The sequence below is a fragment of the Flavobacterium sp. N502540 genome (assembly GCF_025947365.1).
Taxonomy (GTDB): domain Bacteria; phylum Bacteroidota; class Bacteroidia; order Flavobacteriales; family Flavobacteriaceae; genus Flavobacterium.
The window spans coordinates 1153450-1176250 of record NZ_CP110012.1 but is presented as its reverse complement, the minus strand read 5'-3'; the positions used below and the strand labels follow the sequence as shown (position 1 = coordinate 1176250).

Below are 22801 nucleotides of genomic sequence, written 5' to 3'. Positions count from 1 at the left end.
TTACTTGTATGTTAACGAATATTTGGTTTCTCAATAGACAAAAAAAAGGAGTTACTGTAAGTAACCCCTTTCAGATACAGGTAAAATGGACTTTAATCCTGAATATAGGTTTTGTTTCCATTTTTATTAATGTAGTATTTACCACCTTTTGGTCCGGTATATACTTTTTTTCCATTGTACTCGCCGGTTACTTTATCGGCTACTTTTGGAGCTTTTTCATTCGTTTCTTTTATTGTTTTCGCAGCAGTTTTTTTCGCAGTAGTGGCATCTTTTTGTGCTGCTTTTGAAACTTCGGTTGCTTTTGCTGCTGTTTTTGTTACGTCAGCTTTTGCACTGGCGACTTTTGTGCTTGCCGCTTTGTCAGCAGTTTTTGTGGCTTTTACAGCATCAGTTTTTGCTTTTGTAGCCTCGTTTTTAGCTTTGGTTGCCTGTTTGTCGGCCGTTTTTTTTGCTGCGCTTGCAGACTCTTTTGTCGCTTTTGCTGCCGCTTTGCTGGCATCATCAGCTGCCTTTTTGGATTTTGCAGTTTCTTTTTTAGCGTCTGCTTTCGCTTTATCTGCTTCTGCTTTTTTCTTTTTCGCAGCCGCTTCGGTTTTGCTTTTCACTGCTTTTGTAGTTACATCTTGCCCATAGAAATTAGAAGACAGAAGAACTACAAAACAAAGTACTAATAATTTTTTCATAATGTTACAAGTTTAAATTCCTACTAAAATTAAACAATTTATGAATATGATTTTCGGAAACTGTTAAAAATAAGCACGGAGCTGTATGTTTCCGGTGTGAATTACCGGACCAGTCTCACTTTTTCGCCCCTGATAATTTAGATTCACATCTAAAAACTGAGTTATATTTTTTTGTAAAAGAAACTTCCACACCAGATTTTGTCCGGCCTGTAGCCCTTCCAGCATTTGAAATCCTACTGATGAAAACTCATTTCCTGTGAATTTATTCTGGTAAAAAGAAAACTCTCCGTTTACCGTTATTTTTTTTTCTCCCGCAAACGAAAAAGAAGTTCCCAATCGATTTTGAACCAGAGTTTCAAAATTTCCTATTTGATTTTCTTTGTTCTGAAACTCAAAAAAGAAATCCAGACTGGTGTTTTTTGAGAACAAATAACTCACTTTGGGAGCCATGTGATAGCCTGTGATATCATAATTTTTTTCGACAAAATCTTCAGAAACCAGGTCGGTTTTAATCGTTTTGGTAAAGAAGTTAAACAGCCAGCTTTTTCGATACAAATGGGTGTATTGCAATTGATGTGAATTGTTTTGAACATTTTGCGATCCAATCGAAAGCAGGCTTTTGCCTTTATTGACCAAATAAGTATAGGTAACGGAATGTTTTTGTTTGCCGCGGTTGTAGTATAAACTATTTCTTAAGCTCGAATTAAGTCCCAGAATATTTTCTTCTGAAGAATTAAACGGATTCAATTCCAGGCGCTCTCCCTGACTTTTTACCTTACGATCCATGATAAAGGATGTCTGATTGTAAAAATAAGAGAGGAGTTTTTTGAAACCGGTTTCGTTCTGCCACTGCAATGGGTTTAATGCCACAGATTGAGAGAATCTATTTTGATTGGTTTTGATGTAGACCCGATTCGGCAGAAAGATTCGGATGTAGCGAGCCTGATCGGGAAAGGCAGCAATTTCAAATTCTTCGAGTTCCTGAATTCCGTTTCCGTTGTAATCGTTCCAGGTATAAACACCCTGACCCGTGGGAACTTCAATATAGGTAAACTCCTGTTGTGCAATCGTTCCTGAACTGGTTTCATAGGTGGTTCCAATTTGCAGCAGCTGATTAAAAAAACGATCGTTATAAAGTATTCTGGAGTTTAACGAAGGTTCATTTTTTCGGGAAGCATCTGTAAAATCCAGTTTGCGATAGCTGGCATATACGGCCAGATCCGTTTTCTTATTCTGAATTAATTTTGATTTTAAAAAATAAGTTTGAGAATTGTTTACATGCTGTAAAGATCCATTTTGCAAACTATCGTTTCGACGTTGTAAATAACCAATTTCGACAAAAACTTTAGTGCTGTCACCACGACCAATAAATGCACCATACTCTGAAAATCTTTGGCTTAAAGCCGAAAACTGATTAGTGATTTTATTCTTCTGCTGATTGTCTTCGAGCTGCATACTGGCGCCGACCCAGTTTTTACCAAAATGATATTTAGTTCTGGTTTGATTCCGAATAAATTTTGAAGTAGAATTTGTGGCCTCTGAATTCAGGAAGCTGCCCCGATTTTCGATCGTCCATTGCTGCAGTTTAAAAAGTGCTGTTGAGGTGTGACGCGATCCGGAATAACTTTCGGAGTAATCTAATTTCTCAAATTGATAGATAAACGATCCAATATTGGAGGTCTCTTTTTTAGCAAATAAATCAAAATTTAATCCTGTGATCAACATGTTTTGGTTCCCCAAAAGTGTCTCGTTTAAATTCCAGTCGCGGTTGAATTCGATATTGTACAAACGCTCAACAGACCTAAAATCTTTCTGAACGAACTGGTAGTTTGCAAAGGCATCCAAGGACCAGCTTCGTGTAAAAAGACGTTTTTTGATGTTGGTTTTAACAGCGATACCGTCATTATTAGCATCATCTATTTTAGAGAACAGGTTTTTGTCGTTGTTGCTTACTGCAATCTCAAAGTCAACCAGGGTCTTTTCGTCCGGATTGTATTTTCCTAAAAAGGTAGCAACTTGCAATTTTATAGGGGCGACCAGATTTACAAGTGGTTCATAATTTCCTTGTAAAATTCCGTTAACAGGAGCGACATATTCATAAATGCGTTCTACCGAATTGTTGTTCTGAATGATGTAATTACCGGCATTGTTTCCGACAAGACTAAATTTTACGTTGTATAAAACAGCACTCGCATCTTTTGAATATTCATAAATTTCAACAGAATTGACTAGTTTTTTTTTGTAAAGTATTTTAGTATCGGCATAGGTGTCTTCATAGGCCGAAGGGGCTTTCATTAAATTCGGATCATCTCCGGCCTGACTTAAAATCTGAATCTGTTCTTTTGAAAGATTTTGCTGTAAGGGCTGATTCTTCATGTCGTTTTCAGAATAGAGATACCCGCCAAAACTCCAGTTTTTGCTTTCGTGAGTTCCGCCTGCGTAGGTCACGAGTCTGTTGTAATTTCGTTCAGAATATTGGTACTCTACATTAATTCGCATTTCGGAAGTAATCGTAAAAAGAGAAGTGAAAGTAATCTCACCGGCATTATAGTCGATCACATAATCGTTATTTTCTCCGCGTTTCAGCAAAACACCATTTACATAAACACGCTCAGAGCCTGAAATTACCAGAACATACAATTCACCATTCTGTCCTTTTAATTTATAAGGTCCCTGATTTCCTTCCTGGCCTGTAAAAGTACTCTTAGCATATTGTCCTTTTACAAAAGCCACCGAAGCAAAAATGTTGGTTTTGTTTTCGTCTGTACCAAAATTAAAACTGGCTGAAAGCCCCTGAACTTTTTTATTGAAATTTAAAAACTGGGTTTTTCTGTTCTCTAAAAAAACATCTCCGGCCCGAATATTCCAGTCGTCTGTGAAAAGTTCCATAAAGATATTATCAAACTGATCCAGTTTTTGAGAATAACCGCCATCCTGTAGCGGTATATTGCTGTCTTGTAAGGAGGCTCGCAGACTAATTTTATCGGATATTTTTCCTGTGATCTGCAAATCCAGATTGGAATTTAGAACAGTGTTTTGGTTGTTTCCAACAGTTACCCCTCTTGTAATACTTCCGGAGGTATTTAAACCATCAAACGGAGTAACTTTTTTGGTGACAGCATTGTCAATTTTATACAGCTTTTCACTGCCAATGTCGCTGGATACCACCTGATTTGATTTGTATAAGCTATATTCTTTAGTTAAGAAATCAGGATATTTCAGATAATTTACAATTAAAGTATCGGCAGTTGAAGCTAACTTTTCATTTAGAACTAAAGTTCCTTTTTTAAAATCAATTTTATAAAAAGTAGAATCGACAGCTTCGTTTTTGGTTGTGAAAATTTGAAAGAACCCCGAATTGATACTTACTTTTTCAAGATGAATAGTATCACGGCTGGCAATTACTTTCCTGGTTTTGTACGATGATACCGTTTCCTGTGCCTGAAGCCCGGAAAACCAGATGAAAATAATAAGAACCAGTAATTTTTTCAACATAAATACTTTAACTCTCAAAAATCAAAAGTAGTATTTATAATTGGGAAATAAAGAGTCTGTAATTCAGACTAACTCATGATTGATCAGTGTTATCTTCCGCTTCTGATCTGACAGCACATCGTCATAAAAATAGAAAGTGCTAAAACAAGAGCAGTTCCCGTTTTGATCATACTGCCGGCACGTTCTGAATTGTAAAAGAAGTAGGCCAGATAAAGACAGCTTATAATGGCAACGCTGTATTTGACGATAAAAAGTTTCATGTTTTTAAGGGTGATTTAAAAATAATAATCAGCTGTTTTGAGTTCCGTTACTAAGAGTTTCTAGTGGAAATTAGTAGTACAGCGATTATTGCTATGGCGGTGCATAGTGAATTGGGGTTTGCAAAATTTATGGTCCACCCAAGTTGTTTGATCTTTTTTGGAGGGAACAATCTTTTATCCTGAGGATTGTAATAAAAAATTCCCCCAATCCAATTGTTTGGATCACGACTCCAGTTGTTTTGGGTTTCTTTTGTAGGTTTAGAATTAAATTCCATTATTTTAAAGGGTTAAGTTTTTATCAGAAATGGGGGCTTTGATAAAATGATTTAACTGTTTTTTCTACTAAAGCGATATCCTAATGCTATAATAATGATTAAAAGGCAGAGAAATAAGACTGGTCGGGTCATGGCTTTTTTGGTTTAGTGTTTTTGGTGTTAATCAAATTCCTGATCGTGGTTAAGCACAAGAAATTATTTATTTGTTTGTTTTTCGGTGGCGCTAATTTAGCATTTTGTTAGGTTCTCTATTATGTGATTATCGGGTATTTTTAATAAGAAATTGACATATGTTTTTTTATTTTAAAAATAATTTGTTTTTTGTGAGTATATATGTGTAAAACTGTCCTCTATTGTTTTGGACGGAAAAACTTGCTAAATCATGAATGTAATTGTAGGAAACAAGCTTAAAATACTTCGGAAAAATAAGAGAATGTCACAGGAAGAAGTGGCAGATTTTCTTCATATCTCACAATCAGCATATGCCAGAATGGAAAGTGGTGAAAGCAGTTCATGGGCAAATCATATTTTAAGAATCTGCGAAATTTTTGAGATAATTCCCGAGGATTTATTGAAAGTGGAACATAAAAAACAGGATCTGAATGGAGAGGGGGCCTCTACTACCACCGCTCATTTATCGGGCAAAATAATTGAAGAATATGAAGAACGCATAAAAGAGCTGAAACAAACCATTCGCGATTTGAAGAAGGTGTAGTTTTTATTCTAAGAAAGAGAAGAAAAGTAGTTAAAATAGTATTTTTTTTTAGCTTTGCACGGAATGTAACAACCTTAAACAATGGATTCCAGTAAAGAACTTTTATTCTTTTTTAGTGCATTAGGCGCTTTTAACGGAATTATCTTAAGCATCTATTTCTTCTTTTTTACTAAAAAAAGATTTCTTACAAACTATTTTTTAGGAGGCCTTCTGTTCGCTTTAAGTATACGAATCGCAAAATCAGTATTTGTTTATTTTAATCCTGCTTTACCCAAAATGTATTTGCAGATTGGGCTGACAGCTTGCTTTTTCATAGGTCCTTGTTTGTACTTTTTTTTAAAATCAGCTGTAGATGAAATCAATGTAATGCCAAAATCCTGGAAACTCATTCTCCTGTTTTGGGGGGTACTTAGTGTTTTGGTTGGTGTTATTTTTCCCTATGAATATTATCCGGAACTTTGGAGTTTTCGTTTTATCAGAATTATTTATCTGCAATGGTTTATTTATATTGTGGTTTCAGGGTTTACTATTAAAGCAATTCTGAAAAAGTTTTTTACCAGAAAAGAGAAAACTTCTCCATCTGAACTGTGGTTTGGAATGCTCTTTTTAGGGATCCTTTTACTTTTTGTTTTTTATTTTCTTGCTTTAATTGGAGCACCTGGCGCAATTTATATCAGTGGTGCGGTTGTTTTTTCTTTTATTCTATACTTAGTGGTATCAATCCTTTTGTATCGAAAGAGGACTGATGATTTATTTCTGTTAAATGGTACAAAAGGTGCTGTAAAAAAAATAGATTCTGAAGAGGCGGAAGCTTTATCCCAAAAGTTAGAAAGTATAATGAATGAAAAGGCATTGTATAAAAATCCAAATCTTTCACTGCAGGATCTGGCTAAAGAGGTCAATATTACAAGCCATCAATTATCACAGTTTTTAAACAATAATTTAGGTAAAAACTTTACCAGTTTTGTAAATGAATTCAGAATTAGAGAGGCCCGCGAAATTATAATTTCAAATGACAAGCTTACTTTAGAAGCTATTGGTTACGATGTTGGTTTTAATTCCAAATCAACATTTTTTGCGACGTTTAAAAAGTATACCGGAAAAACGCCTTCTTATTATCAAAGTGCAGATTTTAGAAACTCAAATCAAGTGTGAATTTATAAAATTGTACTCCTGATTTCTATTTTGAAGATCTCATAACCTGATTTACTGTTGACTTTTGTTCCAATAAAAGTCAAATTTAATCGAAAAAAGGTATGAGAATCTTAAGGCTGCTATGTGTCTATTGTTTAATTATTGTAGCGGTACCCACCCAAGCACAAACGATACAGCAAATTTCAGGCAAAGTTGTAGATCGTAATAATGAAGTAATGATGGGAACTGCAACAGTTTTATCTGCTCGTGATTCTACAGTGATCCAACAACACGATTTCTTGGAGGGTATTTTTCAATTATCTGATGTGAATCAGAAAGAAATAATACTCAAACTAACGTCTGTATCCTTCAAAGATCAGTTTTTGAATGTTGTTTATAAAGGAAATGCCCGTGTAGATTTAGGTTCAATTACAGTTTTTGAACACAACAATCAATTGAGTGAAGTGGTTGTAAAAAGTCAGCCGACATTGTTAAAACATGGAGCAAACGGAACGGTTGAGGTTCAGGTCGCAAATACATTACTTTCTACCACTAGTTCTGTTACTGAATTATTAGGCAGAGTTCCAAATGTTATTGCAGCTGATGGACAAATTAGTGTGCTTGGAAAAGGTGAAGCAATTATTTATCTCAATGGAATTCTGATTAACAATGAACGATTTGCTGCAATTCCGGTTTCGCAAATTTTGAAGATTGAAGTTGTTTCTAACCCTTCCTCAAAATATGATGCCGAAGGAAAAGCAGTGATCAATATTATTACCAAAAAGAATATTGAAAGCGGAATGATGGGGACAGCAAGCCAACAAGTTACCGTTTCAAAATTTGCCGGAACCAGCACCAATACATTGTTTGATTTTAATTATACAAAAGGCAAATTCTCCTTTATAACCAATTACGGATTACAATTAGGAAAAGGTCGGGAATTATTATATACCACAAGAACAAGATCCGGTACCGACGAGTATATGCAATCAAAACTGACTACAGATTGGCAAAGACAATTTAACAATTATTCCAATTTTGGATTTGGATTACAATATGCCTTCTCGGACAAACAGTACATTACGTTGGGGTATAGCAGTAATGTTGCAGATCTGGGAGGAGCGGTTAAAAGTCGAAATGCAATAACAGATAACATGGGCAAGAGCCTTTACAGTACCAACATTTCTAAAAATGATGTGTTATTAAATCAGTTCATTAATTTAAATTACAATCTGGTAACGGATGATCAGGGTTCGTTATTATTTGTGGGTACCCAATATTCTAACTATAATGGAAATGTTAATGATTTCATTGATGAAAATGGTCTGGTCGATAGCTTTGTGACTGAGAAATATTTAAAGAATAATGTGAAAAACACTATAAATATTACAAGCATTCAGACGGATTATGCTAAAAAGATCGATGAAGATACAACATTAGAAATGGGGGCTAAATTTAGCCGTGCTGTGATTAATTCTGAAACTAATTTTTTGGTATCGAAAGTAAAAGAAGGCGATTTTGAAGTTGACACAGGGCTTTCAAGTGATTTTAAGTACGATGAAAAAATTGGTGCAGCTTATTTTAGCTACCTGTCAGCATTAAGTGAAAAGTTTAGTTATTCGCTTGGCGCCCGAGGGGAGTGGACTAATTATGATTTGCGTACCAATGCTAACGGAAATCAGGAATTTAAAAAAAGTTATGCTAATTTTTTTCCAAACGTTCTGTTGAATATGAATGTTTCGGATGAATTAAAAGCACATGTTTCTTATGTCTCCAGGATAACAAGACCGCGGTATCAGTCTTTAAATCCATTTGTTATTTACCAGGATCCCTTTACGACCATAGAAGGAAATCCTAATTTGTTGCCGGAGAAAGTTCATGCTTTTGAAATTGGCGCATTCTACAGAAAATTCGATTTTAAAATGGGATATACACATAAAATAGATCCTATATCCGGAGCCGCTTTGCGAGGAGATAATCCGAACAGTTATATCTTAAGATCGATAAATTTTGATAGAGAAAATACTTTTTTTGCCTCTCTTTCAAGATCGTTCAGGAATAAAATTTGGAGTTCTGTAAATACGGTAAGTGTCAGTTATAGCAAAGCGGTTGATCATAAATATTCGTACGAATTTGGGGCTGTAAAACCGCAGTTGTATTTGTATTCGAACAATACGTTTGCAATCCCTAATCTGTTCAAAATTCAGTTGCTTGCCTGGTATTTGGGAGACAGAAGTTACGGATTGGGTCATGATGATGATCGGTCAACAGTAACTATTGGGATTGAAAGAAACTTTTTTGATGATGCGCTAAGACTAAATTTTACAGCCAATGACATCTTTCACAAATTTAGAACTTCCGGAAATTATAATGTTGGACAAACCGAAATCTATTATCACAGAACCTATACAACAAACTATTTCAGACTGGTTGCGACCTATAATTTTGGAAATTCAAAGAAACAAACGTTCAGGAAATTAAAAACAGAAGAAGTAGAGAATAACAGAGCAAGATGATTGGAATAAAAAAAAGCTTCACCAATAAAGTGAAGCTTTTTAAGTATATGAATTATATAATTAACGTATAATACAGATTTAGTTAATCTCTTTAGTAACGATTTGCATCGTTTCGCGGCTCACTTGTTTTAATAAAACGGCTTTGTTTTCCTCTACCGTTTGTGCCGCTTGTTCTGTAAAATGACGAATGGTGTACAAAGTCACATTCTCGCTAAATTCTACTTTGAACTTTTTCGAAAGAATCGCATTCAGGTCATTAAAGTTTCCAAATTTATCTTCCACACAAACCGAAAAACTGATGGCAGAATTCTGAATCAGATTTACTTTTATTTTAAATTGGTGAAATAAAGCAAAAATCTCGCTGATGTTCTCTTCCATAATAAAAGAAAAATCAATCGAAGACAGAGAAATTAAAAGCTGTTCTCTTTTTACGATAAAACAAGGATATTGGGGCTCCAGATCAACTCCTTTAGAAACACAGGTTCCTTTTAAAAGCGGATTAACAAAAGATTTTACGTACAACGGAATTTCCTTTTTCTGTAAAGGCTGTAATGTTTTTGGGTGAATTACAGTAGCTCCGTAAAAAGCCAGCTCGATCGCTTCACGATAAGAAATCTGGTTTAATAAACTTGCATTTTCAAAATAACGCGGATCGGCATTCATAACTCCCGGTACATCTTTCCAAATTGTAACACTTTCTGCATTCAGGCAGTAGGCGAAAATTCCGGCAGTATAGTCAGAACCCTCACGACCTAAAGTGGTAGTAAAGTTATTCTCATCGGCACCTAAGAATCCCTGAGTAATGTTTAGAACCTTACGAGGCACATTTTTACTGATGTTTTGTTGTGTAATCTCCCAATCTACTTCTGCATCGCGGTAGTTGGCATTGGTTTTGATGAAATTTCGAACATCAAGCCATTGCGTTTGAATGCCCATAAAATTCATAAAATGACTTAAGATAGTCGTTGAAATCAATTCTCCAAAGCTCACAATCTGATCGTAAACAAAATTATAGTTTGGAGATTTATTGTGTGCCAGGAAATACTCCAATTCAGAGAATAATGCTTTTACAGCAGTAAAAACAGCATGTTCTTCGTTCTCAAACAAATCCAGTAAAATTTGATTGTGGTATTTCTTTATTTCCTGTACGGATGAACTCAGTTCTGATGATTTATCAAAATAATTTTTGATGACTACTTCAAGAGCATTTGTTGTTTTTCCCATTGCGGAAACTACTAAAATCACATCTTCATAACCTACTTTTTGTAAAACGTCGTATACGTTTTTAATTCCTTCGGCATCTTTAACCGATGCTCCACCAAATTTAAATACTCTCATTTTTAATTTTAGATTTTTTATTTCAGATTTCAGACCGGATGAAATCTTGTATGTGTTATCATTTTTTCTGCCATGAATCTATATTAATTGATGAAATTCGTGGCAAAATATTATTTTTTATAATTTTTCTAAAAACGAATTAATTCCTGTTTCGTCCATTTGAACAACTCTCCAGTCTTCAAGGATTTTTGCACCCGAATTCTCGTAGAATTTTACAGCAGGAGTATTCCAGTCTAAAACATTCCAATCGATTCTGAGTACATTATCCCGCTTTCCCTGTTTTATGATTTCGGCATAAAGTGCAGACCCTAAACCTGTACCTCTCATCTTTTCTTTAACGACCAAATCTTCAAGGTGTATTGTTTTTCCTTTCCAGGTAGAGTAGCGGTAATAGTAGAACGCAATTCCAACAATTTCTTTATGATTTTCGTCAGTATCAATTTCTGCAACAAACACATGAAACAGTGGTTTTTCACCAAAACCGTCACGTATTAAATCTGCTTCTGTAATCACTACGGCATTTGGTTCTTTTTCGAATATTGCCAACTCCCGTATTAATCCCAGAACCGATTTCATGTCTTCAGGATTCCCTTTTCTAATATTCATATATTCTTATTATTAAGCGTTTATTAGCTAAAAAAGTATTCTTTTGCTCAGTACTTTAGGGCTTTGTTTAGCAAATATACAATAGTGGCAAACTAACGAAATAATTTTTAAACCATTCTCACAAAAAAAACGATATTTGTGACTTAAAAACAAAACTACAACGATTTAGTAATGGAAGAACGCAATAAAACACTGGGAGAGTTTATTATTGAGAACCAAAAAGCATTTCAATATTCGTCGGGGGAGCTTTCCCGAATCATCAATTCTATACGTTTGGCGGCTAAGGTCGTAAACTATAAAGTAAACAAAGCTGGATTGGTGGATATCATTGGCGCTGCAGGAGAGCAGAATGTTCAGGGTGAAGACCAGCAAAAATTAGATGTATATGCAAACGAAGTATTTATTCAGACGTTAATTAACCGTGAGATTGTCTGTGGTATTGCTTCAGAAGAAAACGACGATTTTATTACTGTTCAGGGGAGCGACAACAGTCATAATAATAAGTACGTGATCTTAATGGATCCGCTGGACGGATCTTCAAATATCGATGTGAATGTATCAGTGGGAACCATTTTTTCGGTTTTCAGAAGAATCACACCTATCGGAACTCCGGTTACAAGCGAGGATTTTTTACAACCGGGAGTCAATCAGGTAGCAGCAGGATATGTAATCTACGGAACATCAACAATGTTGGTATACACAACAGGGCATGGTGTAAACGGATTTACTTTAAACCCTGCGATTGGAACATTCTATCTTTCACATCCTAATATGAAATTTCCACAAAATGGGAATATCTATTCTGTCAATGAAGGAAATTATGTTCACTTTCCACAAGGAGTAAAAAATTATATCAAATATTGTCAGAGAGAAGAAGAAGACAGGCCTTACACTTCAAGATATATCGGAAGTTTAGTTTCCGATTTTCATCGAAATATGATCAAAGGAGGAATTTATATCTATCCAACCAGTTCAAAAGCACCAAAAGGGAAACTGCGTTTGTTGTACGAATGTAATCCTATGGCTTTTATTGCAGAACAGGCAGGTGGAAAAGCAACAGATGGTTTTGGAAGAATTATGGAAATAAAGCCAACTGAATTGCACCAAAGAGTTCCGTTTTTCTGCGGAAGTTACAACATGGTCGAAAAAGCAGAAGAATTTATGGCGGAAACAGAGTAATCTCCGTTTTTGGTTCGTTTCAAACCCGACAGGTTTTTAAAACCTGTCGGGTTTCTTTTGCGGTAAATTTTAGCTTCGGTCTAAAAACAGAAAACCCGACAGTTCAAAACTCTCGGGTTTATTTTTTATTTAGTTTTAGCTATCAGTCTGAAAACTGAAAACTGCGACTGAATACTATTTATGCATGTGTTGCATTTCGTAAACAAAAGTATCACCGTCTACTTTTTTGTCAACTAATGATAATGCTTTAGAAATGATATAGTTTACGTTGCTTGGTGTAAAACCTAAAGCGATACCTAATTTTCGTAACATCACTTCTTGTTGGTCTTCAAGATGGTGATCTACGTGTACCATTCTTGTTAAATCATACAAACGCTCTAAACGCTGTACGTGCAAATAAGGAGGATTGATAGGGTATTTTAATGGGTCGTTAAGAATTTCTTCGTATTCAGTTTCTGAAATTTCTAAACGTGCAGCCAATTTATCCAAGAAATTTTTTTCTTCAGGATGTACAATTCCATCAGCTAGTGCTACACGAACAATAGCAGAAAAGTGACCTTTGTTTCTTTGTTTGAATTCGCTATCAAATAAATCTGAAAATGACATAATTATGGTTTTTTTTATCCTACAAAGATAATTTTTATTTTAAATTATTAATTTTAAAGTTCTCATAAAATTTAACTTAATTTTTATCGGTTGTTTTAGTTTGGGACATCTATAATTGTTCAAAATAAATCGTAAGTTTACAACCCCTAATCATTATAATAGAGTACCCTTATGTCAGAATTTTGGATTTATTTTCAAATAGGATTAAAGCATGTTTTAGATATTAACGCTTATGATCACGTTCTTTTTTTAATTGCATTAACAACCCCTTATTTGTTTAAAGACTGGAAACGTATTTTGCTTCTCGTTTCTGTTTTTACAATTGGTCATACACTGGCTTTATTGCTTTCTGTTTACGGAATTATTGCGATAAAAGTAAATACTGTTGAGTTTTTAATCCCCATAACGATTTTAATTACCGCAGTTTTTAATCTTTTAACAGCCGGAAAGAACTCTAAAAATGACGGTTTGAATGTAGTGTTTTTTGTGACCTTATTTTTTGGAATTATACATGGACTTGGATTCTCGAATTATTTCAAAACAATTTTAGGAGGGTCACCTGGTTCAAAATTACTACCTTTAGGAGAATTTGCTTTAGGAATTGAAGCAGCACAACTGGTTGTGGTTTTTGTAGTTTTGATACTATCTTATATTGTGCAGACCATATTTCGTTTTTCAAAACGCGATTGGGCACTTGTAATGTCGGCTTTTGTTATCGGAGTGGTTATTCCCATGATTATTGAAAGCCCAATTTGGAACAGATAAAATAAATGAAGAAAAAAAAATTAAATAAATACGACAAAGCTTATCTGCGGATTGCCAAAGAATGGAGTTTATTGTCGTATTGCAAACGAAAGCAGGTAGGTGCCATCATTGTGAAAGACCGGATGATTATTTCGGATGGATACAATGGTACCCCGTCTGGTTTTGAAAATTGCTGTGAAGATGAGGAAGGATTAACCCGTTGGGACGTTCTTCATGCCGAGGCAAACGCAATTTTGAAAGTAGCAAGATCAACGCAATCCTGTGAAGGGGCGACTTTGTATATTACACTTTCGCCTTGCAAAGAATGCAGTAAATTAATACATCAGTCGGGTATAAAAAGAGTGGTGTATCATGACGGATATCGGGACGATTCCGGAATTCAGTTTTTAATAAAAGCAGGTGTTGAAGTTGAACATATTCCTGTTTTAGAAGAGTAAATGAAATTTAATTCAAAATATTTACCACTTGTTATCGGAGCGACCTTAGCTCTGGGTATCGTTCTCGGAAGCCTGATGAATGCTCCCGCGGATGATCAGCTTTTGGCTAAAAATTACTCAAAAACCAAACTGAATAAGCTGATCGATTTTATCAATAATGAATATGTTGACAGTATCAACACCGATTCAATTGTAAATCTTACAGTCGACAATATCTTGTCAAAATTAGATCCGCATTCCGTTTATATTCCGCCAACAGAACAGGCCGAAGTAGCCGAAAGCATGAAAGGAGATTTTGTAGGGATTGGGATTAATTTTTACATGTATAAAGATTCTGTTGCCATTATAAAACCAATTGAAAATGGACCTTCGGCAAAAGCCGGAATAAAGTCCGGGGACCGCATTCTATTTGCCGGAAAAACCAAATTGTTCGGACGCAGATTGTCTTCAGATATTTTGTTTTCTAAATTAAAAGGATTAAAAGGATCTGAGATTGAACTGACTGTTTTTAGAAGATCAGAACAAAAGAAGCTTAAGTTTAAAGTAAAAAGAGATATTATTCCAATCAAAAGCGTTGATGCATCATTGCTGCTGGGGAATAATGCCGGATATATCAAAATCAATCGTTTTGCCGAAACTACTTTTAATGAGTTTAAGAGTGGTCTGGATCGATTGAAGCAAAAAGGAATCGAGTCGCTGGTGATTGACCTTCGTGACAATGGCGGTGGTTATATGGAAGAAGCCATTGCAATTGCAGATGAATTTTTAAAAGACAAACAGCTGATCGTTTTTACTAAAAATAAAAACGGTACAACCGAGAAGACTTATGCAACCAAAGCAGGCAGTTTTGAAACCGGTAAAGTATATGTGCTGATTAATGAAAACAGTGCATCGGCCAGTGAAATTCTGGCAGGAGCATTGCAGGATAACGACCGTGGTACCATTGTAGGGCGACGTTCTTTTGGAAAAGGTCTGGTGCAGCGTGAAATGGATTTCAACGACGGATCGGCAGTGAGACTGACCGTGGCCCGTTATTACACCCCAACCGGAAGATCGATTCAGAAGCCTTATAAAAAAGGGAATGAAGACTATTTTAAGGAATCTGAAGCCCGTATAAAATCAGGCGAACTTTATGCAAAAGACAGTATAAAAGTGGCCGATTCTTTAAAGTTTAAAACGCCAAAAGGTAAAATTGTATATGGCGGTGGCGGAATTGTTCCTGATGTTTTCGTGCCGATAGAGGCCGAGCATGGGAATGAAAATGTGGCCTACCTGATGCAAACCGGAATTGTGGGGCATTTCGTTTTTGAAGAATTGGATAAAAACAGAGGTGTATTTGCCGGACTCCATTTTAACGAGTTTTTGGCAAAGATGAAGAGTTCTGATCTGTATTTTAAAAAGTTCAAAACCTATGTGTTGTCAGCCGGTTTAGATTTGAAATTTGACAAAACCAAAGCATTGGTGAATCGATATATCACCGCTGAGTTTGCCAGACAATTGTATGGCGAATTATATTACTACGATGTTATTTTAAAAGAAGATGCCATGATCAAGGCTGTTTTGAAACCAAACAAGTAATCCCTAATCTTCATCAGATGAAAATAGAAACTATTGTAAATGCTGAGATTGAACTATTAACGGCCATGAAAAGTGCAGATATTCCAGCTTTGGAAAAGATGCTGCATGACGATTTACTTTTTAATTTACCGGACGGACAAACCATTACGAAAGAGTTTGATTTAAATTCGTATCGTTCAGGTAAGATGCAAATAGATGTATTAGAAGCCTCAGATCAGACTATAAACGTAATCGATGACTCTGCTGTAGTTGCGGTAACGATTTTATTAAAAGGGAGCTTTAATCATAATTCCTTTAACGGAACTTTCAGATATATCAGGGTTTGGAAACAGTTTGATGAAAATCTGAAAGTAATTGCCGGCAGCTGTATTCAATTGCAGTAAAAGCATCACGTTGTAGTTTTAATCAAATTTCCTTAAGTCTGGAGTTAAACTATCTATATGAAAAATCTAAAAAGAATAAGCTTGCTGTTTGTTGTGCTGGTTCTAATGATTTCCTGTACTTCCATGAAAAATAATAATAGTACGATTACCGGTAAAGTAGATGCAATCGAGTCGGGAAAAGACGGTTATACGGCAAAAATCTCAACAGCTGCTAAAGAGGTATATTTCGCAACAATTAGCATTTTAAATGTGGGTGGCCCACAAAATTACAAAACCTTAAAAATAGGCGATGTTGTCTCGGTAAAAGGGGAAGTCTGGAAAACCGAAGATGAAAGTCATATTAAGGTAACGCAGATTATTTCGGTGGAATAAGAAAGTATGTAATTTTCAAACCATTAAGAGGTTAAGTTTACAGGCTTTAAAGCAGTTTTTCTTAATTTCTTAATGGTTTTATTTTGTTTAACCGATAGGTTGTTTTATCGAATACTGTCGTGAGCATGAGTTTGCACGCCGTTGTTCCATAAAGTTAAGATGTCTGTCGCTACGGCAGCACCACTTCCGGCTGCAATCGCTAATTGACTTCTCCAGCCTGCGAGAGTTCCTATAACGTAAATACCGTCGGCAACCTTGTGGTCGTCATTTTTAAGCTGGATGCGTTGTTTTTCGGGAAGTGCTTTTTTGTGTGGCTCGATATATTGCATCAGCCCTTCTATGTCAAAAGTATTTGCAGAACCAATACCGATTACGATACTTTTTGTTTTATAGGAGTTTTTGTTAGTAGTTACGATGAAGTCCTGATAGGAGCCTTCAACTTTAACTACCTTCTCGTTTTCTATCTGAGTGATATGAGGATAAGTTTTGGCTAAATCCTGAGTGCTTTCTACTAACAAGTCAGATCCCAGTTTGCCGGGTGTAATGCCGTAAGCATTGTAAAAAATAGCTTCCTGTAGAGAAGAGTTTTTTTGATGTGTAAAAATTCCAATTTTTTTATCGGTTACAAAAGCTTTGTTTTTGGCCGATCCCAATACAAGAGCACAGGACATGCCTGAAACACCTCCGCCAATAATTAAAACATCAAACATAAGATTATCGTCCGTTTGTTTTTTCTTCAATTCTTTTAGAGATTCTAAAAATCAAAAGAATTAAAACGGCGCAAAATGAAGCAGCGATTCCAATAAAAGCAACTACACTGTCTCCCTGAAAAGGATTTTTGAAGTCCAGTAGCGTAATATTAAAAACGATTAATGCCAATGCCAAAAGCACTAAAATTGAAGTAAAAATTTTCATAATGGTTGTTTTTTTGTCTAAAATAATAAAGTAGAACTGTCAGATGTGAAAAGTATCTTAAAGTTATATTTTAGAAATTTTATGGGGTAAATTTATAAAAATAATTGTTAGACAAACAAACCTTTAACATTAGCAGCAAATAATTTAACAGCAATTGCTAAAAGGATTACTCCAAATGTCTTGCGAACTACGCCAAGTCCGTTTTCTCCTAATAAATTTTCTATTTTTTTAGAAGATTTCAAAACAACGTAAACCAGAATAATATTTAGTAAAATGGCAATAATAATGTTAATAGTATGAAACTGAGAACGTAATGATAATAAAGTAGTCATCGTACCGGCGCCTGCAATTAAGGGGAAGGCCAAAGGAACAATCGAGGCTGATCCCGGTTCTTCATCGCGATAAATTCGGATTCCTAAAATCATTTCCAAAGCCAGAAAGAACAATACAAATGAACCCGCAACAGCAAAAGAATGTACATCAATTCCAATAAGATGCAAAAAACCTTCTCCGACAAAAAGAAAAGTAATCATAATCAGACCGGCTACAATTGAAGCTTTCTCTGAATCTATATGGCCAACTTTCGCTCTTAAATTTAATATAATCGGAATTGATCCTACAATATCGATTACGGCAAAAAGTACCATTCCAACGGTGATAATTTCCTTAAAATCAATTTCTAACATAATTTTTTTATTTACTGTTTAGAGATGTGCAAAAGTAGATAATAAAGTTAATGCTTTTTTGTGATATAGTGAAAGGGCTGTATTTTTGTTATAAAAACACGTGTTGTTGTTTAAAAAAGCGATTTTTATAACAATTGGTGAGTTGTTTTGCATATTTGCAAGGCGTTTGCCGAAAAATGTTGCGACGGTTTTTTGTCCGGGACCGGCATAAAGTGTTTGACATGTGAATTTGTTGGGTAAGCATGAGAAAAGAATAGACAAAATATCTGCTTTCTTTGCGTATCTTTGCACTTTATAAATTACAGTATTTCAATATCATGTTTCAATTAGGGAAAACCATTATTTCAGAAGATATTCTTGAAAAAGAATTTGTGTGCAACTTGTCAGCTTGTAAAGGAGCTTGCTGTGTTGATGGAGATGCCGGTGCGCCTTTGAGCGAAGCTGAGACTAAAATTCTGGAAGAAATCTATCCTAAGGTAAAGCCTTTCTTGCGAAAAGAAGGGATTGCTGCCATCGAAGCTCAGGGAACCTGGGTAAAAGGAACGGATGGTGATCTTGAAACGACTCTGATTGATAATAAAGACTGTGCCTATGTTATTTTTGATGGCAAGACCGCGCTTTGCGGAATTGAGCAGGCGTACAATCAGGGAATCGTAGACTGGAAAAAACCTGTTTCCTGTCATTTATATCCAATAAGGGTGAAAGACTTTACAGAGTTCGCTGCTGTAAACTATGACAAGTGGGACATTTGCGACGATGCCTGCTCTTTAGGTAAAGAGTTGGAAGTTCCGGTGTATAAATTTGTCAAAGAAGCATTAATTCGCCGCTTTGGAGAGGATTGGTATTTGGAGCTTGAAAAAGTTGCGGAAGAACTCAAAAAATCATAAAAAATCGGTAGCCATTACCATTGCTGGGAAGTGCTCAGATTTTGATTAAAAAAACATTTAAGAAGTCAGGTAAAAACTTTTAAAAACATTTAAAATTTTCTTGCTTTTTATTTCAAAAATTCTATATTTTACTTCCGAAAATGAGATGAAATTTAATATTAATTTGCTTGTTTTCAGTAGTTTAATTATTGTCTGAAAAATATCTCATTTTTACTGCTTTGTTAAAAACTACGTCCGATTGTGAATAAGTTTGGCTTTTATTTTAGGCAACAAATGACAATCTTTGTAGTCTACTGAATGAGCTAAAATTTAGTATAAAAATTAAAGAAAAATTTCATGTTACAAGTCGAGCCAATATTACAAGAAAACAAAAATCGTTTCGTTATTTTCCCAATTAAACATCATGATATTTGGGAATGGTACAAAAAGATGGAGGCTAGTTTCTGGACTGCCGAAGAAATCGATTTGCACCAAGACTTGACTGACTGGAATAATAAATTAAGTGACGACGAAAGATACTTTATCAAACACATTTTAGCTTTTTTTGCAGCTTCTGATGGAATTGTAAATGAAAACCTTGCAGAGAACTTTGTAAATGAAGTTCAATATGCCGAAGCTAAATTTTTCTATGGTTTTCAAATTATGATGGAGAATATTCATAGTGAGACTTATTCTTTATTAATTGATACCTATGTAAAAGATGAAGCAGAGAAAGCGGAATTGTTTAATGCTTTAGAAGTTTTTCCTGCAATTGGCAAAAAAGCAGAATGGGCTTTAAAATGGATCGAATCAGATTCGTTTGCTGAAAGACTAATTGCTTTTGCAGCAGTAGAGGGGATCTTTTTCTCAGGTGCTTTCTGTTCAATTTATTGGTTGAAAAAACGCGGTTTAATGCCAGGTTTAACTTTTTCGAATGAATTGATTTCGCGTGACGAAGGTGTACACTGCGATTTTGCAGTGCATTTACACAATCATCACCTGGTTAATAAAGTGCCAAAAGACAGAATTAAAGAAATCATCGTTGATGCTTTAAATATCGAAAGAGAGTTTGTAACAGAATCTCTTCCGGTAAGTTTAATAGGAATGAATGCTACTTTAATGACGCAATATCTAGAGTTTGTTGCGGATAGATTATTAGTAGAATTAGGTTGCGAGCGTGTGTATGGATCAGCGAATCCGTTCGATTTCATGGACATGATCTCTCTTCAGGGAAAAACTAATTTCTTTGAAAAACGTGTTGCGGAGTATCAAAAATCAGGTGTGATGAACACAGACAGTGATGCTCAGAAAATTTCATTTGATGCAGATTTTTAGACAACAGCAATAAATTTAGTGTATACCAAAACACTAAAAAAATAAATCATTTTATAAGATTGAATCTTCATCCCAAATCGTTGATTCAAGTGCAATTTTTAATGCCTTTCAGTTTGTTTTTCAAACTGGAAACAGACAACTATTGAGAATCCTGCAATTCTCAAAAAATAATTTAAAAACACACAATGTTTAAGCCTTGGAAATCGTTATTCCCGAGACTTTCATTTTTTCAATAACTAAAAAAGTAAGCTTATGTATGTAGTAAAAAGAGATGGCCATAAAGAGCCGGTAATGTTTGATAAGATTACAGAAAGAATCAAAAAATTGTGTTATGGTTTAAATGAACTTGTAGATCCTGTTAAGGTGGCGATGAGGGTTATTGAAGGATTGTACGATGGGGTTTCGACTTCTGAGTTGGATAATCTTGCGGCAGAAACGGCAGCTTCTATGACGATTGCGCATCCTGATTATGCACAATTGGCGGCACGTGTGGCAATTTCAAATCTACATTCCAATACCAAGAAATCGTTCTCAGAAACGATGAAGGATATGTACAATTACGTAAATCCAAGAAACGGACAAGATGCTCCGTTGCTTTCGGATGAAGTATTTAAAGTAATTCAGGAAAACTCTGCTTTCTTAGATTCGCATATCATTTACACAAGAGACTTTAATTACGATTACTTTGGTTTTAAAACCTTAGAGCGTTCTTATCTGTTAAAAATAAACGGTAAAATCGTCGAAAGACCGCAGCATATGTTAATGCGTGTTTCGGTTGGTATTCACCTTGACGATTTAAAAGCTGTAATTGAAACCTACGACTTAATGTCTAAAAAGTTCTTCACGCATGCAACGCCAACGTTGTTTAATGCCGGAACTCCAAAACCACAAATGTCATCTTGTTTCCTATTGGCTATGCAGGACGATAGTATTGATGGGATTTATGATACTTTAAAACAAACGGCTAAAATCTCCCAATCCGCGGGAGGAATTGGACTTTCTATTCATAACGTTCGTGCGACGGGATCATACATTCGTGGTACAAATGGAACTTCAAACGGAATTGTTCCGATGTTGAGAGTTTTCAACGATACCGCACGTTATGTAGACCAAGGTGGTGGAAAACGCAAAGGAAGTTTTGCGATTTACATCGAAACCTGGCATGCTGATATCTTTGATTTCTTAGATTTAAAGAAAAATACAGGAAAAGAAGAAATGCGTGCGAGAGATTTATTCTTCGCGATGTGGACTTCAGATTTATTCATGAAACGTGTACAGGAAGATACTACCTGGACTTTAATGTGTCCTAATGAGTGTCCTGGGCTGTACGATGTTTATGGAGAAGAATTTGAAGCATTGTATACCGATTATGAATTTAGAGGAAAAGGTAGAAAAACGATTCGTGCACGTGAATTATGGGAGAAAATCCTCGAATCACAAATCGAAACGGGAACACCATATATGTTGTACAAAGATGCAGCAAACCGTAAATCAAATCACAAGAATTTAGGAACCATTCGTTCGTCTAACTTGTGTACTGAGATTATGGAGTACACTTCTAAAGATGAAATTGCAGTTTGTAACCTGGCTTCTATTTCATTACCAATGTTTATTGATAACGGAAAATTCGATCACGAAGCACTTTACAATGTTACGAAACGTGTAACCCGTAACCTGAACAAGGTAATTGACAGAAACTATTACCCGGTTAAAGAAGCTGAAAATTCTAACCTTCGTCACCGTCCGGTAGGATTAGGAGTGCAAGGTTTAGCCGATGCTTTCATCATGTTGCGTATGCCTTTTACAAGTGATCAGGCTAAAGCATTAAATCAGGAAATTTTCGAAACTTTATACTTTGCAGCTGTAACCGCTTCTATGGAAATGGCAAAAGAAGAAGGTCCGTATTCAACTTTCGCAGGTTCTCCAATGTCACAGGGAGAATTCCAATACAATATGTGGGGATTGAAAGATGAAGAATTATCAGGTCGTTGGGACTGGGCTTCTTTAAGAAAAGAAGTAATGGAGCACGGAGTTCGTAACTCATTATTGGTTGCGCCAATGCCAACAGCTTCGACTTCGCAGATTCTTGGAAACAATGAAGCTTTCGAACCGTATACCTCAAACATTTATACACGTCGTGTATTGTCTGGAGAATTCATCGTAGTAAACAAACATTTACTTCATGATTTAGTAGACAGAGGTTTGTGGAACGAAGATTTGAAACAAGAAATTATGCGTCATAACGGATCTGTTCAAAACATTGATATTATCCCACAAGATTTAAAAGATCTTTATAAAACAGTTTGGGAAATGTCGATGAAAGACATTATCGATATGTCACGTCAAAGAGGGTATTTCATTGATCAGTCTCAATCGTTGAACTTGTTCATGCAGGATGCTAACTACTCTAAACTAACGTCAATGCACTTCTATGCTTGGCAGTCAGGTTTAAAAACGGGAATGTATTACCTAAGAACAAAATCAGCAGTTGATGCGATTAAATTCACGCTGAATAATGATAAAAAAGAAGAAACAGCTCCAACATTAGTTGCAGAAACGGAACCAATCAGCGTTGAGGATTATAAAGCAATGTTGCTAAAAGCACAAGCTGGAGATCCTGAAGATTGTGAAATGTGTGGATCTTAATGATTTTCAGA

22 protein-coding genes are annotated in these 22801 nt (G+C 35.4%); 12 read left to right on the top strand and 10 right to left on the bottom strand.

The genetic code is table 11. The annotated features are described in order from the left end of the window. Positions 1-92: 92 nt before the first annotated feature. The 4 genes from OLM58_RS05355 to OLM58_RS05340 all read right to left on the bottom strand — a co-directional run bounded on the left by OLM58_RS05355 (position 93) and on the right by OLM58_RS05340 (position 4713). A complete protein-coding gene (locus OLM58_RS05355) occupies positions 93-683 on the bottom strand; it encodes a hypothetical protein (RefSeq protein WP_264531484.1) in 591 nt (196 codons plus the stop codon). A 63-nt stretch (positions 684-746) separates the two neighbouring features. After that, positions 747-4178 carry a hypothetical protein gene (locus OLM58_RS05350; protein ID WP_264531483.1) on the bottom strand — a complete coding sequence of 1144 codons (3432 nt, stop codon included), beginning with the start codon at positions 4176-4178 and terminating at the stop codon, positions 747-749. 89 nt (positions 4179-4267) lie between these two features. Next, entirely contained in the window at positions 4268-4438 is a 171-nt protein-coding gene (locus OLM58_RS05345) for a hypothetical protein (protein ID WP_264531482.1), read from the bottom strand. A gap of 50 nt (positions 4439-4488) precedes the next feature. Further along, positions 4489-4713 (bottom strand): DUF5808 domain-containing protein, encoded by a 225-nt coding sequence (locus OLM58_RS05340; protein ID WP_264531481.1) that lies wholly within the window; start codon positions 4711-4713, stop codon positions 4489-4491. Between the two features lie 382 nt (positions 4714-5095). Between OLM58_RS05340 and OLM58_RS05335 the strand changes: the two genes are divergently transcribed. The 3 genes from OLM58_RS05335 (at position 5096) to OLM58_RS05325 (ending at position 9078) form a co-directional block, all read left to right on the top strand. Further along, a complete protein-coding gene (locus OLM58_RS05335; RefSeq protein WP_264531480.1) occupies positions 5096-5428 on the top strand; it encodes a helix-turn-helix transcriptional regulator in 333 nt (110 codons plus the stop codon). A gap of 81 nt (positions 5429-5509) precedes the next feature. Then, on the top strand, positions 5510-6583 hold the full coding sequence (locus OLM58_RS05330; RefSeq protein ID WP_264531479.1) for a helix-turn-helix domain-containing protein: 1074 nt from the start codon (positions 5510-5512) through the stop codon (positions 6581-6583). A 101-nt stretch (positions 6584-6684) separates the two neighbouring features. After that, entirely contained in the window at positions 6685-9078 is a 2394-nt protein-coding gene (locus tag OLM58_RS05325) for a TonB-dependent receptor domain-containing protein (RefSeq protein WP_264531478.1), read from the top strand. Between the two features lie 78 nt (positions 9079-9156). Here the strand turns inward: OLM58_RS05325 and OLM58_RS05320 are convergent, their stop codons facing one another. Further along, a complete protein-coding gene (locus OLM58_RS05320; RefSeq protein WP_264531477.1) occupies positions 9157-10416 on the bottom strand; it encodes an aspartate kinase in 1260 nt (419 codons plus the stop codon). A gap of 117 nt (positions 10417-10533) precedes the next feature. After that, a complete protein-coding gene (locus OLM58_RS05315) occupies positions 10534-11022 on the bottom strand; it encodes a GNAT family N-acetyltransferase (RefSeq protein ID WP_264531476.1) in 489 nt (162 codons plus the stop codon). Between the two features lie 171 nt (positions 11023-11193). On the opposite strand from OLM58_RS05315, the gene fbp reads away from it, so the two are divergent. Next, positions 11194-12201 (top strand): class 1 fructose-bisphosphatase, encoded by a 1008-nt coding sequence (gene fbp / locus OLM58_RS05310; RefSeq protein ID WP_264531475.1) that lies wholly within the window; start codon positions 11194-11196, stop codon positions 12199-12201. Positions 12202-12375: 174 nt separating this feature from the next. Here fbp and OLM58_RS05305 read toward each other — a convergent pair whose 3' ends face one another. Continuing rightward, positions 12376-12807, bottom strand: a complete 432-nt coding sequence (locus OLM58_RS05305) for a TerB family tellurite resistance protein (RefSeq protein WP_017496189.1) — start codon at positions 12805-12807, stop codon at positions 12376-12378. A gap of 171 nt (positions 12808-12978) precedes the next feature. On the opposite strand from OLM58_RS05305, the gene OLM58_RS05300 reads away from it, so the two are divergent. From OLM58_RS05300 to OLM58_RS05280, 5 genes are read left to right on the top strand one after another with little or no spacing between them, the layout of a single operon-like run. Beyond that, a complete protein-coding gene (locus OLM58_RS05300) occupies positions 12979-13572 on the top strand; it encodes a HupE/UreJ family protein (RefSeq protein ID WP_017496188.1) in 594 nt (197 codons plus the stop codon). 5 nt (positions 13573-13577) lie between these two features. Then, on the top strand, positions 13578-14009 hold the full coding sequence (locus OLM58_RS05295; protein WP_017496187.1) for a deoxycytidylate deaminase: 432 nt from the start codon (positions 13578-13580) through the stop codon (positions 14007-14009). Further along, positions 14010-15587 (top strand): S41 family peptidase, encoded by a 1578-nt coding sequence (locus tag OLM58_RS05290; RefSeq protein WP_264531474.1) that lies wholly within the window; start codon positions 14010-14012, stop codon positions 15585-15587. Positions 15588-15604: 17 nt separating this feature from the next. Then, positions 15605-15970, top strand: a complete 366-nt coding sequence (locus OLM58_RS05285; RefSeq protein ID WP_264531473.1) for a nuclear transport factor 2 family protein — start codon at positions 15605-15607, stop codon at positions 15968-15970. Positions 15971-16027: 57 nt separating this feature from the next. Further along, the gene (locus OLM58_RS05280; RefSeq protein ID WP_264531472.1) at positions 16028-16342 is read left to right on the top strand and encodes a hypothetical protein; all 315 of its coding nucleotides are present in this window, start codon (positions 16028-16030) and stop codon (positions 16340-16342) included. Positions 16343-16446: 104 nt separating this feature from the next. Here the strand turns inward: OLM58_RS05280 and OLM58_RS05275 are convergent, their stop codons facing one another. The 3 genes from OLM58_RS05275 to OLM58_RS05265 all read right to left on the bottom strand — a co-directional run bounded on the left by OLM58_RS05275 (position 16447) and on the right by OLM58_RS05265 (position 17943). Beyond that, entirely contained in the window at positions 16447-17052 is a 606-nt protein-coding gene (locus OLM58_RS05275; RefSeq protein WP_264532425.1) for an FAD-dependent oxidoreductase, read from the bottom strand. Positions 17053-17056: 4 nt separating this feature from the next. After that, positions 17057-17257 carry a hypothetical protein gene (locus tag OLM58_RS05270; RefSeq protein WP_017496183.1) on the bottom strand — a complete coding sequence of 67 codons (201 nt, stop codon included), beginning with the start codon at positions 17255-17257 and terminating at the stop codon, positions 17057-17059. A 107-nt stretch (positions 17258-17364) separates the two neighbouring features. Beyond that, positions 17365-17943, bottom strand: coding sequence for a MarC family protein (locus OLM58_RS05265; protein ID WP_089077245.1), 579 nt, complete (start codon positions 17941-17943; stop codon positions 17365-17367). A 317-nt stretch (positions 17944-18260) separates the two neighbouring features. On the opposite strand from OLM58_RS05265, the gene OLM58_RS05260 reads away from it, so the two are divergent. The 3 genes from OLM58_RS05260 to OLM58_RS05250 all read left to right on the top strand — a co-directional run bounded on the left by OLM58_RS05260 (position 18261) and on the right by OLM58_RS05250 (position 22790). Continuing rightward, a complete protein-coding gene (locus OLM58_RS05260; protein ID WP_264531471.1) occupies positions 18261-18830 on the top strand; it encodes a DUF3109 family protein in 570 nt (189 codons plus the stop codon). Between the two features lie 336 nt (positions 18831-19166). Then, on the top strand, positions 19167-20144 hold the full coding sequence (locus OLM58_RS05255; RefSeq protein WP_070906526.1) for a ribonucleotide-diphosphate reductase subunit beta: 978 nt from the start codon (positions 19167-19169) through the stop codon (positions 20142-20144). Positions 20145-20396: 252 nt separating this feature from the next. Beyond that, positions 20397-22790, top strand: a complete 2394-nt coding sequence (locus tag OLM58_RS05250; RefSeq protein ID WP_264531470.1) for a ribonucleoside-diphosphate reductase subunit alpha — start codon at positions 20397-20399, stop codon at positions 22788-22790. Positions 22791-22801 lie beyond the last annotated feature (11 nt).

Excerpts from the sequence above, each read along its gene's own strand:
- OLM58_RS05280 (WP_264531472.1), top strand. The coding sequence starts at position 16,028 with ATGAAAAATCTAAAAAGAATAAGCTTGCTGTTTGTTGTGCTGGTTCTA.
- OLM58_RS05340 (WP_264531481.1), bottom strand. The coding sequence starts at position 4,713 with ATGGAATTTAATTCTAAACCTACAAAAGAAACCCAAAACAACTGGAGT.
- OLM58_RS05285 (WP_264531473.1), top strand. The coding sequence starts at position 15,605 with ATGAAAATAGAAACTATTGTAAATGCTGAGATTGAACTATTAACGGCC.
- OLM58_RS05325 (WP_264531478.1), top strand. The coding sequence starts at position 6,685 with ATGAGAATCTTAAGGCTGCTATGTGTCTATTGTTTAATTATTGTAGCG.
- OLM58_RS05260 (WP_264531471.1), top strand. The coding sequence starts at position 18,261 with ATGTTTCAATTAGGGAAAACCATTATTTCAGAAGATATTCTTGAAAAA.
- fbp (WP_264531475.1), top strand. The coding sequence starts at position 11,194 with ATGGAAGAACGCAATAAAACACTGGGAGAGTTTATTATTGAGAACCAA.
- OLM58_RS05330 (WP_264531479.1), top strand. The coding sequence starts at position 5,510 with ATGGATTCCAGTAAAGAACTTTTATTCTTTTTTAGTGCATTAGGCGCT.
- OLM58_RS05300 (WP_017496188.1), top strand. The coding sequence starts at position 12,979 with ATGTCAGAATTTTGGATTTATTTTCAAATAGGATTAAAGCATGTTTTA.
- OLM58_RS05315 (WP_264531476.1), bottom strand. The coding sequence starts at position 11,022 with ATGAATATTAGAAAAGGGAATCCTGAAGACATGAAATCGGTTCTGGGA.
- OLM58_RS05265 (WP_089077245.1), bottom strand. The coding sequence starts at position 17,943 with ATGTTAGAAATTGATTTTAAGGAAATTATCACCGTTGGAATGGTACTT.
- OLM58_RS05290 (WP_264531474.1), top strand. The coding sequence starts at position 14,010 with ATGAAATTTAATTCAAAATATTTACCACTTGTTATCGGAGCGACCTTA.
- OLM58_RS05250 (WP_264531470.1), top strand. The coding sequence starts at position 20,397 with ATGTATGTAGTAAAAAGAGATGGCCATAAAGAGCCGGTAATGTTTGAT.
- OLM58_RS05305 (WP_017496189.1), bottom strand. The coding sequence starts at position 12,807 with ATGTCATTTTCAGATTTATTTGATAGCGAATTCAAACAAAGAAACAAA.
- OLM58_RS05350 (WP_264531483.1), bottom strand. The coding sequence starts at position 4,178 with ATGTTGAAAAAATTACTGGTTCTTATTATTTTCATCTGGTTTTCCGGG.
- OLM58_RS05335 (WP_264531480.1), top strand. The coding sequence starts at position 5,096 with ATGAATGTAATTGTAGGAAACAAGCTTAAAATACTTCGGAAAAATAAG.
- OLM58_RS05270 (WP_017496183.1), bottom strand. The coding sequence starts at position 17,257 with ATGAAAATTTTTACTTCAATTTTAGTGCTTTTGGCATTGGCATTAATC.
- OLM58_RS05255 (WP_070906526.1), top strand. The coding sequence starts at position 19,167 with ATGTTACAAGTCGAGCCAATATTACAAGAAAACAAAAATCGTTTCGTT.
- OLM58_RS05320 (WP_264531477.1), bottom strand. The coding sequence starts at position 10,416 with ATGAGAGTATTTAAATTTGGTGGAGCATCGGTTAAAGATGCCGAAGGA.
- OLM58_RS05295 (WP_017496187.1), top strand. The coding sequence starts at position 13,578 with ATGAAGAAAAAAAAATTAAATAAATACGACAAAGCTTATCTGCGGATT.
- OLM58_RS05275 (WP_264532425.1), bottom strand. The coding sequence starts at position 17,052 with ATGTTTGATGTTTTAATTATTGGCGGAGGTGTTTCAGGCATGTCCTGT.
- OLM58_RS05345 (WP_264531482.1), bottom strand. The coding sequence starts at position 4,438 with ATGAAACTTTTTATCGTCAAATACAGCGTTGCCATTATAAGCTGTCTT.
- OLM58_RS05355 (WP_264531484.1), bottom strand. The coding sequence starts at position 683 with ATGAAAAAATTATTAGTACTTTGTTTTGTAGTTCTTCTGTCTTCTAAT.